The sequence below is a fragment of the Anabaena lutea FACHB-196 genome, assembly GCF_014698305.1.
Taxonomy (GTDB): Bacteria; Cyanobacteriota; Cyanobacteriia; order Cyanobacteriales; family Nostocaceae; genus Anabaena; species Anabaena lutea.
On record NZ_JACJST010000001.1, the window covers coordinates 237242 to 251636 of the forward strand.

Annotated in this window: 13 protein-coding genes and 1 CRISPR repeat array; of the genes, 2 read left to right on the forward strand and 11 right to left on the reverse strand. The window is 37.2% G+C overall.

What is annotated here, in order from left to right:
• Nucleotides 1-69: 69 nt before the first annotated feature.
• The 10 genes from H6G59_RS01065 to H6G59_RS01110 all read right to left on the reverse strand — a co-directional run bounded on the left by H6G59_RS01065 (nucleotide 70) and on the right by H6G59_RS01110 (nucleotide 10052).
• Nucleotides 70-219: a hypothetical protein gene (locus H6G59_RS01065; RefSeq protein ID WP_190711325.1), complete on the reverse strand. Its 150-nt coding sequence runs from the start codon at nucleotides 217-219 to the stop codon at nucleotides 70-72.
• Nucleotides 220-538: 319 nt separating this feature from the next.
• The gene (locus H6G59_RS01070; RefSeq protein WP_190711326.1) at nucleotides 539-1672 is read right to left on the reverse strand and encodes a putative CRISPR-associated protein; all 1134 of its coding nucleotides are present in this window, start codon (nucleotides 1670-1672) and stop codon (nucleotides 539-541) included.
• Nucleotides 1673-1711: 39 nt separating this feature from the next.
• Nucleotides 1712-2476, reverse strand: coding sequence for a CRISPR system precrRNA processing endoribonuclease RAMP protein Cas6 (cas6, locus tag H6G59_RS01075; RefSeq protein WP_190711327.1), 765 nt, complete (start codon nucleotides 2474-2476; stop codon nucleotides 1712-1714).
• Entirely contained in the window at nucleotides 2470-3834 is a 1365-nt protein-coding gene (gene csm5, locus H6G59_RS01080; RefSeq protein WP_190711328.1) for a type III-A CRISPR-associated RAMP protein Csm5, read from the reverse strand. Before csm5 ends, cas6 (H6G59_RS01075) begins: the two co-directional genes overlap by 7 nt.
• Complete coding sequence (csm4, locus tag H6G59_RS01085; protein ID WP_190711329.1) at nucleotides 3818-4891, reverse strand: type III-A CRISPR-associated RAMP protein Csm4; 1074 nt, start codon at nucleotides 4889-4891, stop codon at nucleotides 3818-3820. Before csm4 ends, csm5 begins: the two co-directional genes overlap by 17 nt.
• Nucleotides 4888-5877 (reverse strand): type III-A CRISPR-associated RAMP protein Csm3, encoded by a 990-nt coding sequence (gene csm3 / locus H6G59_RS01090; RefSeq protein WP_190711330.1) that lies wholly within the window; start codon nucleotides 5875-5877, stop codon nucleotides 4888-4890. Before csm3 ends, csm4 begins: the two co-directional genes overlap by 4 nt.
• A gap of 2 nt (nucleotides 5878-5879) precedes the next feature.
• Nucleotides 5880-6443, reverse strand: coding sequence for a type III-A CRISPR-associated protein Csm2 (csm2, locus tag H6G59_RS01095; RefSeq protein ID WP_190711331.1), 564 nt, complete (start codon nucleotides 6441-6443; stop codon nucleotides 5880-5882).
• Entirely contained in the window at nucleotides 6440-8755 is a 2316-nt protein-coding gene (gene cas10 / locus H6G59_RS01100; RefSeq protein WP_199331878.1) for a type III-A CRISPR-associated protein Cas10/Csm1, read from the reverse strand. The genes csm2 and cas10 overlap by 4 nt, the downstream gene beginning before the upstream one ends.
• A 12-nt stretch (nucleotides 8756-8767) precedes the next feature.
• Nucleotides 8768-9685 (reverse strand): CRISPR-associated protein Csx3, encoded by a 918-nt coding sequence (locus H6G59_RS01105; RefSeq protein WP_190711332.1) that lies wholly within the window; start codon nucleotides 9683-9685, stop codon nucleotides 8768-8770.
• 61 nt (nucleotides 9686-9746) lie between these two features.
• Nucleotides 9747-10052, reverse strand: coding sequence for a CRISPR-associated protein Csx3 (locus tag H6G59_RS01110; RefSeq protein WP_190711333.1), 306 nt, complete (start codon nucleotides 10050-10052; stop codon nucleotides 9747-9749).
• 216 nt (nucleotides 10053-10268) lie between these two features.
• Between H6G59_RS01110 and H6G59_RS01115 the strand changes: the two genes are divergently transcribed.
• On the forward strand, nucleotides 10269-11597 hold the full coding sequence (locus H6G59_RS01115; RefSeq protein ID WP_190711334.1) for a TIGR03985 family CRISPR-associated protein: 1329 nt from the start codon (nucleotides 10269-10271) through the stop codon (nucleotides 11595-11597).
• A 277-nt stretch (nucleotides 11598-11874) separates the two neighbouring features.
• A CRISPR array of direct repeats spans nucleotides 11875-12732; the repeat unit is 37 nt; unit sequence GTTTCCACATAACTAATCCCCGCAAGGGGACTGAAAC.
• A gap of 43 nt (nucleotides 12733-12775) precedes the next feature.
• Nucleotides 12776-13909, forward strand: coding sequence for a CRISPR-associated endoribonuclease Cas6 (cas6, locus tag H6G59_RS01120; protein ID WP_190711335.1), 1134 nt, complete (start codon nucleotides 12776-12778; stop codon nucleotides 13907-13909).
• A 187-nt stretch (nucleotides 13910-14096) separates the two neighbouring features.
• Here the strand turns inward: cas6 (H6G59_RS01120) and H6G59_RS01125 are convergent, their stop codons facing one another.
• Complete coding sequence (locus H6G59_RS01125; protein WP_190711336.1) at nucleotides 14097-14246, reverse strand: hypothetical protein; 150 nt, start codon at nucleotides 14244-14246, stop codon at nucleotides 14097-14099.
• Nucleotides 14247-14395 lie beyond the last annotated feature (149 nt).

The following is a 14395-nucleotide window of genomic DNA, read 5'->3' on the forward strand; positions in this document are numbered from 1 at the left end:
AGCGTTTTTACATTTAATTGGTAGTTATAAATGCTCCAGTAAGTCACTTGTGAGTTGATTCACTGACTCTCAGCCTTTTACTTTTGATTGTAATTGCTTTATTAAGTTGAGTAATAGCTCTACTGTATGACGCATCGATTCATCTGCAATCCCTTTTGGCTCGATGGTTTGCAGCAAATCTAGTTCTGAAAAGTTCTTGGAAATCAGATTTTGCGTCATGTGTCCTATTTTATGACACTGTGTGTACCTTGCTTCGCTTATTTTCCTCTGCTACTCCTACTTATTGAGCCGATACGCATAAACCTCCAGCCTACGCACCCGTGTTTCAGTCCCCTTGAGGGGATTAAGTATGCAGAAACTAAAACTGCAATTTTAAAAAATAAGTCTTTTTCAGGATTCCTGTTTCAGTCCCCTTGCGGGGATTAAGTATGCAGAAACTCTAGTTGTCTTAATTCAGGGGTACGACGTAGATTAACTTATTGGGGAAGTCGAGGTTGAGGGTTTTGGCAAATAGGAAGGGTGCGATCGCTATTTTTCTTTATTTGAACTCGTAGTAGCTGTCAGAATCTACACGCATAAAAGGAGAATATGCTCTACGCTCACTATCAGGATTAACTTTAACCTTACTTGCATAGTCAGCACCTTCCTGATCTTCACGAATTGCTCTCCAAACCAATAAACGCCAACCTTCCACAGATACTAAATAGCGATCTGTTGTTCTACCAGGCTTGAGCCAACGCAATCCATTTCCAACATTAATATGTTCATATTGCGAAAAACTATCTTTAGAAGTAGCAGCCCGCAATAGAAACCGAAATGGATCGCAGTCATCTAATTGTGCCAGGTTATCAAAACAATCTCTGATAGCTTTTTGTGAAAGAAAAGGAACTAATACAGAAGGTTTACGCATTTCTTCAAGAAACAAAAAACCTACAGCAGAAATAGTTACGTGATTATTAGAAAACTCAACTAGCGATTCCAACATTTTTCTTTCTGCATAAGGAACTCTTTCTTCCCATTCTTCTTGAGAGATTTCTGTCTCACGCTCTATTTTTTCAAATAAATCTTTATAGATGTCAAATTGCGATCGCTTAAATTCTACAGGAAGCGGAGGTAATTCTAGTAATTTAGTTGACTGTTCAAATATGTAATCACACTTAATTCCTTTCAACATACCTAGCAAAACCGTGTAAGGAACTAGAGCTTTATATCCTCCAGTTGGATTCAGAATAATATTACTTGCATCATAACTTTCAACTTCTTTAAGAATACGTTTCACAAAGTTAACAACACCTTCTTTTCTGAACAATTCAGCATCTACAACTTGCAGCCCTGGGATTTTTTCAGTTTTAACATCTATGTTATCCCGGTAATATTTGAGATATTTTTCAACTGCAAGAGCGCAGCAATACCCATCATCTGTATTTGAAGCAAGCAAAATTACTCTATCTTCATTAGTAATCCCAATCCTAAAAAGAGAGTGAACTTCAGCAGATAAATTGTTCTTCAAATTTTCATCTTCAGGAAGAATTTCACGAAAGGTAGAAAATACTTTTTCAGCAGCATCTTCTATACTTTTTTGTTTTTTAACCCAATTAATTAAATCTCTTGGGTGAATTCCTAAAGATTTTGCAGCACTTGTTCCTACTGAACATATAACTGTTTTAACCATTTTAAAATCTCCTGATAATTGTTTGTATAACTGATTTTCTCAAATGCTTTTTGTCTTTCCCATCCCCAACCGTGTCTTCATCCCCGTACCAGAAAACCGTGCATATTCAACTAATAAATTAGCCACATTTGCCAATAAAGGATCAGCACGTTGGAAAATTTGTAATGTTACATCCCCAATAAATCCATTCACAAACCCTTTATGTAATTGATAAGTTCGCGTTTGAATTTTGTGATTTTTAATCACAACTGCGTTACTAAGATAAGCAATTAATTCATCACCTCCTAAATAAACAGGTGCAAAATTATTCCAGCGTTCTAACCAACTGCGAAACATTAATGTAGGTAGAGGTAGAGGTAGGGGTAAGTTGGTTGTACCTTGGGAAAAAGCTGTAGGAGTGATAAATTGCAGTTCAAAGCGTCTGACTGGTTCTGGTTCATTTCCTACTAAGTTTGTATAGAGTTCTTCATAGCTGGTTATTTCATCTCCACGATTGATGATTTCAAACTTCGCGCCGAGAAATTCTAAAGAATCGCCAATATTTAAATGAGAAATTGCTTTTGCTGATGTTTCATTCAATCCACACAAAGATAGTTTGTAAAATTCCTCTGGATGGAATGTAATAAAATCTTTGGATATGGAGTAAAAGCCAGTTATTCCTGAGTAGGAAAGAGAGGGTATAGTCTCGCTTCCCATTTCTAAACCTAGCTGTTGATGCAGTTGCTTTACAAGTTCCAAGCTATAGGAACGAGGTAATACTGTTGATGTAGATACGGTTAATGTAAAGGTTGATTGAATTAGCATATATCTGATAATATTTCGAGCTTTACCCATCCAGGAGCAAATTCTATTTCTCCATTCTTATTCATTACAGTGCGTCTGGATTTGGGCGCTTTAAATGATGGAGCGCGATTTTGAGGATTACCACATTCATCAAGAATACCTCTTCTAGTTGTCTCATTTAGATGTAACCCAATTGTAGTTCCTAATATTCCACTTCCCCATCCTAATCGCAAGTTAAAAGGACAGTCAAATTCTTTATAAAATTCATTAATTATATCAAAGTTTAGGTTAATTTTTCTGCCATTAATGTTGATTAATTCATTTTGTATTTGTTGCCAATAATTTCGTTCATGACTCCATTGTTCTTGAGCAAATTCTTTACAGATATTTAAGATATCTTCAATGGTTTGAAATGGAATTTTTATTCCATCATTTCGGCTAAACCAAGATAACATTCCCGTCATAGCTTCATATTCATCTATGTAGCCATCTATATTAACTCTAAATTCGGTTTTTACATTATGAATCATTTCAGCATAAATAGAACCACGATATTTTGCTATATTTTTTTGTGGTATAGAAGTTTTATCTCTGTAGTAACTAGAAATGATCACTTCATCCAATAAAGATAAGTTAATATTGCCAGTTTTTAACATGGGTTGAGTATCTGCAATTTTTACACTTCTCATGAGGTCTGTATTCGCTTCACTTTCGTGGTTAAATTGTCTATCTTGATAGGTCAACCAAAAGTTAGAAAATAAATCTTTCATAAACAGTTCATTACCTAAGTTTTTCTTGCTTCTACCGATTTTTCCATTTATTGTTAACCTTTCTTGAAGTTGTTGCTCAATATTACTAAGTCGTGCTGGTTTATTTTTAAGCATATAGTATGCAATTGCAGTCCTGATTGCTCCTTTAATTGATGAACCAGGAATATATAATTGTCCAAAAGCATTACGGATTATTGGACGTATTTCATGATTAACTCTATGTCCAAAAGATTTGTTTATGATTCCATAATCAGGAAAGACACTTTGATTTTCAAACCATTTATCACCCAAAGCTAACTCGATGATTTCTGCTATTTTCTGATCATCTTTGTCTTCAATTGCTCGAATATATACTTCTAAAGCTTTTCCTGAATTCAAATCCTTAATTCTTTCCCAAGGTTTAGGCTTTTGCAAATTACCGCGCTTATGCAATGCCTTTGTTAAGGCTTCCTGATTAGGAATATAAATTTTTTCAGTAGTTTGTAAATATTCAAATGGATTTAATCTCTGTACTTCTGAACCAATATGTAAAAGTGGACTAGTTAACTGTATCCGTTTTGATTGATAAAAGTCAGGTTTTTTAAGTGCAGATTCAGAAGCAACAAGCATGATTTTCTTTTCCCTGTACTTTAATTGGTAAACTTAAGCTGATACCACTCCGGTAAATACTATGTTTTGTGAATTCCTTTGGTTTTACATCTACCAGTTTTCCTTTTGGTGGTGCAGAAAAAACCGAACCTTCACTAAACATTCTTACCATTTGGCGACGTAACTGACTTTCTGCTATCCAACCGCCCCTTTCTTGAATTTCGTAACTGGCTTGATCTAAAAATTCAGGTTTGATAGGTGAATCCCAAAATAAACTCATGAGGATATGATGATTTCCAGCGTGAAAATTAACTACAGATTGCCAATTTTCTGGTAATTCTAACCAGCTAAGTTCAAATCTTCCTGCGCCACTAGAACGTTCTCCACCAATTCCTTCTTCTCCTAAAAGATATAAAGCAGCTTGAAGTTTATCGGCTAATTTTTCACCTTCTGGAGAGAGTTCTAGAAGAAAGTATAAACCTGAAGGGTTTTTCTCCCAATCAAATTGAACAAAGCCTGTATGATAAATGTTTGTAGCTCTGGTATTTCTATCTATGGCTATTTTAGGGAGTTGTTCAATTTTGCAAGCTTTGCTGTAGTTAAATGTTTCTGCTGTTGCTAGTTCTCCTTCGGTTTTATCAGGGGTGTGATTTTCTAATTCCTGAGCATCATCTGTGGTGAATCCTGTTTCCTGATACCATCTTTGCCAGATTTCTAAAGGTAAATAGTTGAGTTTTTTGTAGGCTTTAAAAAATGCTAAATCATCATCTGGATAGTTAATGGGAAATTTCAGAGGACGGGGAAGATAGTAAATTGTATTTTTCCCCACTTGTCGATAGATAAATGTAGAACTGATGCGAAAGGGGGGTATGAGTTGGGGTTGTTTGTCTGTGGGAAATAGCTGTAATAATTCCTCTACGGCTTTTTTGCCAAACAACCGCGCATATATACTTACCCAGGCGCTAAATAAACTATCGGAACGAATGCGATCGCTCGTCTCTTCCATTCCAATTCCCAGTTCCCCAAAATGAGCTAAATTACGTCCAAAATTGAGTTTTACTAATTTCCAAACACTCATGATTCATTTCCTGGTAATAATCGTTGTTCGATATACTCGCGTAAGGCTCTGAAGTTATCTAACAGTGCTTGAGTGTGGGGAATGGTGTCTAAGGTTTGTAAAGCTGATGTTCCTTGGGGTGCGTTGGCCATTTGGCGATATTGTTCTAAGCTACGATAGTTAAATTTAAAGTTTTCAAATTTGACTTTTCCGTAACCTCTAGAACCATGTCCACCCAGTGCGTCATCTTCGAGAAAAGCTAATGCGATCGCAATATTTTGCAAATCTTCAACCGCTTCATTTGGATCTGGATTTTCCACAGTATAAACTAACTCAAAATTAAATTGTGAACCTGCTGGTACACGCTCTACCTGTCTGGGGTTTGCTGCTGCTGTTACTCGGTCAATACCATTTTCAAATTTCCACTCAGTCATATATAAACCAGTGTCAACTTTTTTCAACTTCTCTGTTGAATCTGGTGATAGGTGACAATCACGGATAATTAGGCGACTTGGTGCATTACGTCCGCGATTAATTTTCACGCAGTTTTGATTTTCAATTATACGAGTATGAATTTCATCAAAAATCAAACCTTCATTTCTTGCGCTTTCTATTGGTATCCAAAAATTAGAGCCACCTGTAGAACCGAATAATCGACTAATTTGACAAGTTCTAGCACCTTCATAACGAATGGGATAATAATGACCTTCTATCTCCGTAAAACCATCAACTAAATCATCACTTTCATAGCGCCATGTCCCACTTCCCCCTGTGCGATTGAGAGGTTTTTTTAATAATCGTTCTAATGTGGCGCGGAGTTTACCTTTGATTGATGAACCGGGGAGATAAGGATACTTGGTTAAAGGATCACGAATCACAGGTTTATCTAGTCCACCTATATCTAAATTTTCGCCACCACCACCAATATGCAATCCAGTTTTGGCAGTGAGTTCACAAGTGAGAGTTACTTTACCAACTAGGGGTGTTTGTTCGTATGATACTGGCATAATTATCTCCTACTATCTGCTTCTTTGTGATATGCAATTATGGATTCTATGAACTGAACAAGACGGTAAAAATCTTGAGGACTTTTTACTCTGTCAATAGCAAATTTCATGACCTCATTTAAAGGTTTAACTGCTGTTTGTCTGGCTGCTGCATAAGCTAATTTGGGTTTGAGTAGAACAATTTCGGTTTCAATTTTGTTAAACCTTAACTTTTCTTGCTCTTCTGGATTGGCATTTTTGATTTTTTCATCATCATCTAATGCCAAAATATATTTAATTTGATTGATAGCATCAAGAAACTTACGAATTTGATTAGTTTCTAGTCTTTGTTCTTTTAGATAATATCCTAAATGTTCAGCTTGTTGAACTAAAGTACGAATAGGATAATCTTTCAGAAAATCACTATTACCAATTACATCCTTAATTTCTTTGACGATGTTGGTGTTATTTTCACGATTAACACGAGAATTAGATTGAGATGAGTTATTTGACTGCTTGTCTGACTGTTTGACAATTTGTCCAGGATTTCTTGTATTAGGAGGTTGTGGTTTATTCAGGTTATTCATAATGATGATCCACGATTTAATAATTCAATCCAAGTCGCTATGGCGCGAAAATAAGGCGCGTTATACGGATTTTTGAGAGAAGTCCGAAAATCGCTATCTTGTAATACATTTTGTGGTAATCTCGCTAGGGTATAAGCTATCTTTGGCAAATGCAAATAATAACGAGTTCCTAAAGCCTCCTCTGATTTCTTATTTTCTTTAAACTTTTCTAACGCCTGTTCCTGAATTTGTGCAGTGATGAGCAGGTTACGGACAAAATTACGGGCATAATTCACCCCAATATCTTGCTGTTCTAATCTCTCAACAAAAGGGAATATACCGAATAAATTTGGTTTGGCTTCGGAATCAAGATATTTTTTGACGTCAACATCCAAACTATTAATATTCTCTATTCCTAGCCATTCATTCCATTTGAAAACTTGACCAAATAAACCTAAACTGTCTCTACCATTTCCTTTTGCTGATTCTTCAGCTTCTCCTGAATTTTTTGCAGCTTGATATAACGGAAATTTAATATCATCAATACTAATTCCACCTGAAAGGGTAACATCTTCATTATTACCTGTATAGGTACGAAATGACTGATAAATATCAAAAGCAAATTCTACAATTTCATTCCATGCGCCACTGATAAATAAATCATCCCCACCAGCGTAAATAAATAGTAAATTTAACCGCTGGTTATCTGGTGTTAATTGTTTAATTTTATCAGAAATGTTGGTTTTTCGATCTGCTGCCAAACTGTTGAGGTAAACTTTAAAGAAATAACTCATTTGGCGAGATAACCCAGCTAGTCTGGTTAAAGTTTGTTTTTTACCTAAACCTTTTGCAAATATTTGTCCTAATCGGTCTACATCCATTCGTAGATAACTAACTCTATTAGCACCTTTCGCTTTTTCAGACATTTCACCAGCACGGATAAAACCTCTTGGTTCTTCTGAATTTTCAGACTTTTCCTCACTTTCTTTAGCATAGTTACCTAATAACAGGAGAGAAACATTTTGAAAATTCTTAAATTGATAATGTTCTAACTGCCAATCGTTCACTAACAAAACTATATCAGAATCAGTATTTATTTCTCCCAGGTTTTTGAATAAATGATAATGGATTTCTCTAGAATTAATTTTAAACGAGAGTGTAGATAAGCCCTTTCTAACACTTTTATTATTTGAGCGCACAATTGCTTTTACGTCCAACAAATGACTTCCTAAATCAAACATACTTCGACAATTTACACAAGCTAAAACTGAATCTGGTTCATATTTGTTAAGAGGTTTTAATTTTTCTGGTTCTACATCATCACGATGACAGATGCGACAAGGTTCATGACTATAACGTGGGGCGATAAATTCACTAATTTCATGTTCAGCAAATTTACGAGATTTATGTACAGCTAGATTTTTGGTTGCATTTGACCAATGTTCAGCAAATTTATCTTTAAGTTCGGTAACGGGAAATTTTAAACAGTCTAAAGCTAGAAATACTTTACCTTGAAAATCTTTTAAAAGCCATTCGTTAAACTGCTGTCGGATGTTTTTGACAATGTTTTGATTTTCTGCGGTTCCAGATGCCAAAATATACAAGTTACCACCACCTGCATAAATTATATTTGTCCTTGGTAACTTAAGTTGCTCTAATAATTGTTGTACAACTTCTTCTGTAACTAATTCCAAATAGAAACTTCTCGCCCTTAATGACTTCAGCGCCCCTTCGGAGGAAATGCTATAGATAAATTTTTGAATCCCTGATAAATCACCCGCAATTAAACTAATTTCTTGAGTAGGATTATTCAATAAAGCTACTGCAACGGCTGCTGTTGTTCTGGCTATGTCCACCAAAGCTACATCAGATTCACCAAAACTCAGACATGAGCCAAATTTTTCTAATATCAGCATCAATAAAGAAAAGTTTTTTCCGTTATGCTGGAGATACTTTGCAAATTCGTTATTAATCTCTGCTTTGAAAGCTTTTTGTTGTTCGGGGCTAGGTTCAGAATTTAAGGGATAAGGAATATCAGGATATTCTTTATCGTCATTGTTAATTGCTTTGAGTGGGTGATATTTCTGTTGTGTTGTTTTTTTTCTAGATTCATCAGATAAGTTTACACTGTCAAACAACAAGCTTAGTATTCCAACTTTTGCATCTTCTGTCCAACCGAAAAGCTTTTTAGCATCGTTAACTGCTTTTTGTTCGTTCTCATTAAGAACTTGAAATTCAAAAGGTAACTGAACCTGATCATCAGCCCATTTTGCCAAAAGTGCGATCGCTTGTTGAACAACCTGTAATGCAACCTTTTCAGAACTTGTCATCATAAAAACTCCCTATTACTCACTACACAACCCCACCAAAACCCCAGCCAAAGCCCGAACGATCGCACGACTAGAAACATCCTCCCCACGTTTTAACCGATGCACACTACCTTTCAGAATCGGCGTTTCCTGTGAAATCACATCACATACACCGTCATAATCACTATGAACAATGGCCACCACCGACAAACCCAACTCATCACATAACTCTTGCCAAGGTGCAATCTCAGTTTCATCCTTCACCAAAATCACCGCATGAGTCGCTTCCTTCATAATCAAACGATTAGCATTGGAAATTTTACCCCCCACATCAAACACAAATATCGGTGTATTAATCCCCCTGACTTCCTGTGCTTTGCGTTCTGCAAACTCCGGTGTAAATCCTGCTTTGTATTCCGTTTTTAACTTATTAGCTAAATCTGCGTCCCGTCGTGCGGTTTCCCCATACCATGAACCATCCCCATCTGGACACCCAGAAATTACATAGGATTCCGGTGCATTAGGAATCTGCAACAACGCTTGTTTTAGACCTTCCCGGAAGCAAGTCTTTCCAGTATTCGCAAATCCGCAAATCGCCAATTTGATACTTGATGACTGCTTTGTTCGCACCACATCCAAAGTATCCCCAACTTGATAATCAGCGTTTTTACTAATCGTGATTACATATCTATCTATTCCTGGTTCACCAATCTTCGGGTCAAAAACAGCGATCGCATCATACAATTTTGATAACTTATCTGCTAATACCTGACTCACTAATACTGTAATTCTGCCGTTGATTTTAATCAGTGAACCCCCCGGTAATTCCCCAGAAGCAATCATCTCATTCAACCTGGTAGCTGCATCACGGACGATTTCATCACCTGTAGTCAAGGTAGCGCCAAATCCTACCTTTAAAACATCACCGTCTAAACTGATATGGTAAATACTCATTAAATGGCGCTGATTAGAAAATAATTAAGACAAGACCCTTGTAATTTAGTTAACTAAAACTTCAATCAATTAAGTCTCCCAGTTTATATGCAGGATTGTGTGTGATGCAAATCACGTATTTACGTAATTTTGGGTCAAAAAAACCAATTGCACCGTAAATATGAGCTAATTTATGTGCCAACACAAAAGCTACAGGAATAGAAACGGGTCCATTAATTCTCAGCAGTTGTCCCCCTGTTAATTCTCCTGACTGCGCCATTTCCTCAAGCCGTGCAGCCGCATCTTTCACAATTTGGTCATTTTGGGCAGGTTCACCAAAACTCAACCGCAAAATATCATTTTTTAACTCAATCTTGTAAGTAGTCATTGCCAGTACCCAGTAAGCAACTATCACATCATACATGGCATTGGAAGCAGCCTATTCCAGATTGGTTTATGCTGGAATTATCCCCAAGTCCTAGATATGCTCAAAATGGCTTAATCATTTGATTCTATAGGTAGGGGTTTAGCAATGCTAAACCCTTACACATCTGGGGTTTTCGTAATCTTGTCAAAGTCCATTTCCTAGCCGTGTTTAGTATAAGTGTCTGAGCAAAATTTTTCTGATATTCCCCAAGCAGAACTGTTGCAATGGTTAGCACGCGGTTCTCTCAAACAAAACCTACTGCGTGCAGTTCGTTTGTGGGTGTGGTTACGTTCTTTATATGGAGAAGGTCAAGACCATGTATTCTTAGAGGATGGTTTTACCTTAGCAGATTGGAAAAATGCTTTCTTCAGTTCCACACACCCCAAAGGAGAAGCAATTCCTCAATTCCATGATTCTAACTGTCGTTGTGCCAAAACTACCGCTGACTGGTTGTTTGATACTAAAACTGGATTGAATCAACAAGAATGGAAGTATTCTTTATTATCCCATGTTAATATTTCTAATTTAGATGAAATTCTGCAAAAAAGATTATTTGGGGTAACTCGTCGTTCCTTACAAGCGGATTTACAAATTTTAGAAGAATTAGGTTGGCTAGAAATTCGAGAGCAAAAATATCATCGAGTTAAATCTTTACCTTCTCGTCCCATCACCACCAAACAGAATAGTAATGAATTACATTTTCTTAATCAAGAAGATTTAGCAGAAATTGCTCAGAATCTCTCTCAAAAAATCGGTGGTGTCCAGCGGTTCTTTTTTAAACTAGACTATGTTGTGACTGCCATAGACCAAGTAGAAAATTGGCAGGATGAACTGCGAAAACTCTGGTCACAAACCCCAGTTCCACCAATCAGTTTAATTTATAATAGTGCCAGATTAAAAGACTCTGTAGAATGTTTGGTTTATCCAGTCTGTATTTACTATGTGCAACGTGCAGTTTATTTGTGCGCTTTTGGCGAAAGTCCTGATAGAAAAACAGATTGGTATAACTTTCGTTTAGATAGAATCGAAAATATTACACCAATTGAATGGACAAATCCTGGCATTCCCAAGAGTTTACAACAGCGTTATCACCAGAGAAATTTGCCAAATCCAGAAGAAATAGAATTGCAAATGGATAAAGCATTAGGATTTGATTTTTATTTGGAATCTCGACTAATGCTGCTACGATTTGAGCGAGATTATCATGACCGCTATATTCAGGATACTTCTCGGCATAACACTTTTAAATTGATTGGCTACCAAAAAGCGAAAAGTTTGATTCAAAGTTCTGTAATTAATTCAGAACAAAAATCAGAATTATTAAAAGTTTTTGCCAATCGTTCCCCAAAAGATGCTTATTATAGTCTTCAATATCGACATGGAGATAATAATGTAACTATGCGTTTACGAGCTTGGCGACCGAAAGTAGAAATTCTGTTACCTTATGATTTAAGACAAAGAGTAGCTGCTGATATTACCAAAGAAATAGGGCTTTATCATATATAATTAGTCAATAATGAATGCTTCACTATTTGTAAACAAATAAATCTTGACAAGTAACTTGCTAAATTTTACTCTTAATATAAGGATAAATTTGGCAGACCTAGAGCGAGGTCAAAAACCCCAGGGATTCGCCAAATCGCCAGAACCTTGACAAATAAATACTTTCAGCGTTTCATTAGTTTCAGTTGGCAGTTAACCCAAAGCCTGAAATGAGGTTTTTTGAGAGGTCTGCCAAAATCGTCTCTGGATTCCGCGCCCAGATTATGTTTCAGATAGCGGGGTTTCCACATAACTAATCCCCGCAAGGGGACTGAAACAATGTTTTCTTGAATTAACTAAGGATGATTTATTTGCGTTTCCACATAACTAATCCCCGCAAGGGGACTGAAACTTTAAAAACTCAAAATTGGAATATTGTAGAACTTTGTCCAGGTTTCCACATAACTAATCCCCGCAAGGGGACTGAAACGGATCTACATCGCCATTTCTTATAGCCTCTGCCCTCGTTTCCACATAACTAATCCCCGCAAGGGGACTGAAACTTAATTTCGCCAGCGAGAGCGATCGCTATTTCTGCGTGTTTCCACATAACTAATCCCCGCAAGGGGACTGAAACATTTCTTCGCCATTATCAATTCTTCTGGCTTTGACGTTTCCACATAACTAATCCCCGCAAGGGGACTGAAACTTGGATTGTTAGAAATTGGCAGATCAATTGAGCAGTCTAAGTTTCCACATAACTAATCCCCGCAAGGGGACTGAAACAGAATATATTACACAAAAGATGATGGCTCATCTGCCGTTTCCACATAACTAATCCCCGCAAGGGGACTGAAACTAGGAATATAAGGTATTTCAGGAATAGGGAAATCCAAGAGTTTCCACATAACTAATCCCCGCAAGGGGACTGAAACATACTACTAACAACGAAAAAGAATTAACTGATGAAGAGAGGTTTCCACATAACTAATCCCCGCAAGGGGACTGAAACATATAGCTGCCTTACATAGAGTGTTTACTAAAGCTAGTTTCCACATAACTAATCCCCGCAAGGGGACTGAAACAGCTAAGGAGACTAGCTCAAGTGAGCCGCCACCACATGTTTCCACATAACTAATCCCCGCAAGGGGACTGAAACAGAGTAAAATATTGAGCATCAAATAATGTAGCATCAAAAAAAAATGCCAAGAGCAGCTACATCCAGCAAACGCAAAACCCCATCAAAAAACACCCCTCTAGTATGGGCAGATAACACCGAATTAGTTGGTTTAGTCTTTGACCTAGAAGTAACCAATTCCACATTCCTATACTCGCAATATACCATTGGACTTCATGCTTGGTTTCTAGACCAGGTGCGGCAAATTAACCCAGACCTTTCAGCATATCTGCATGATGGCGAATCAGAAAAACCTTTTAACATTTCTGCCCTCGAAGGTCAATTACTTCCCACCGGAAAACAACTACAACTACAAGCAAATCATATATATCGTTGGCAGATTAACGCCATTTCTCAACCAGTAGTTCAGTTCTTGAGTCAGTGGTTAAACCAACCTCCAACTACTTTGAAATTAAGGGATGCTTCCTTACAAGTAAAACAGATAAGTATTGTCAATTCACCAACTACTTATAGCCAACTACTACAATCATCTATAGGAAACCACACAAACATTAATCTGAGTTTTATTTCTCCTACCAGTTTTCGTCGCAAAGGGCATCATTTCCCCCTTCCTGTTCCCGTCAATCTTTTCCATAGTTACCTCAGACGCTGGAACGACTTTTCAGGAATGTCCATAGAACAAGACGCTTTTCTAAACTGGATAGATGAAAACGTCATCATTCATCAACACCGCTTAGAATCAGTCAAAGTCGCAGCTGGTAAAAGAGGTTCAGTCACTGGTTTTACAGGGGCAATTTCCTTGGGTTTAAGTAAAAGTGCTTTAACTAACATTGAGTTTACCCAATTATTTTATGCCTTAGTCCAACTTGCTCCCTACTGTGGAACAGGCCACAAAACTACTTTTGGACTCGGACAAACCTGCTTAGAATGGATAGAACCAGAATTAAAGACATCCTCTGGAATGATCACAAACTTACTCCCAGAACGCATTGAGGAATTAACAACAATATTCACAGCACAACGCAAACGCACAGGAGGAGAACGCACCGAAAAAATCGCTACAACCTGGGCAACAATTTTAGCACGGCGAGAAATGGGGGAATCATTACAAGTAATAGCTCAAGATTTAGAAATACCTTACACCACAGTGAAAACCTACGTCAAACTAGCTCGTCGGGCGCTTAAAGATAGGCATTGAGCCGAGATCCCTACGAAAACGGAAATAGAAGCTGAAAAGCCTTGTCAATTCTAGGTTTCAAAGATTTCGGGAGGAAGGGGAATAGCAACTTCAACCAATGTTAAACAGGGAACGATGCGATGCAAGTGAGGTGTTTTGCTTCGTTTGGGCAGGGGAAACGCATCTAATTTGTTTTGATCCTAGAATCTTAGTAGTCATTATCAGCCACACAAATCCCTTTACATTTACCGTTTGTAGCAGTGCGTTGACAATGAACACATAAAACTTTTTCGGTTTCTTGATTTATCTGTATAGTGCTTTGTATCTTGTCTTTTTCGGTCTGGGGTTTAACATTCATAATAAAAGAATTTTTCCCTATTTAGGGTTTGCTGTTCGCGTAGCGTGCCGTACTCCTGACTCCTGACTCCTGAATTCTGCTATATTACTGTACATCATTTACCTGTAATCTGCTGTAAGTTTGGAACCAAACATGATATGAAAGGGTAT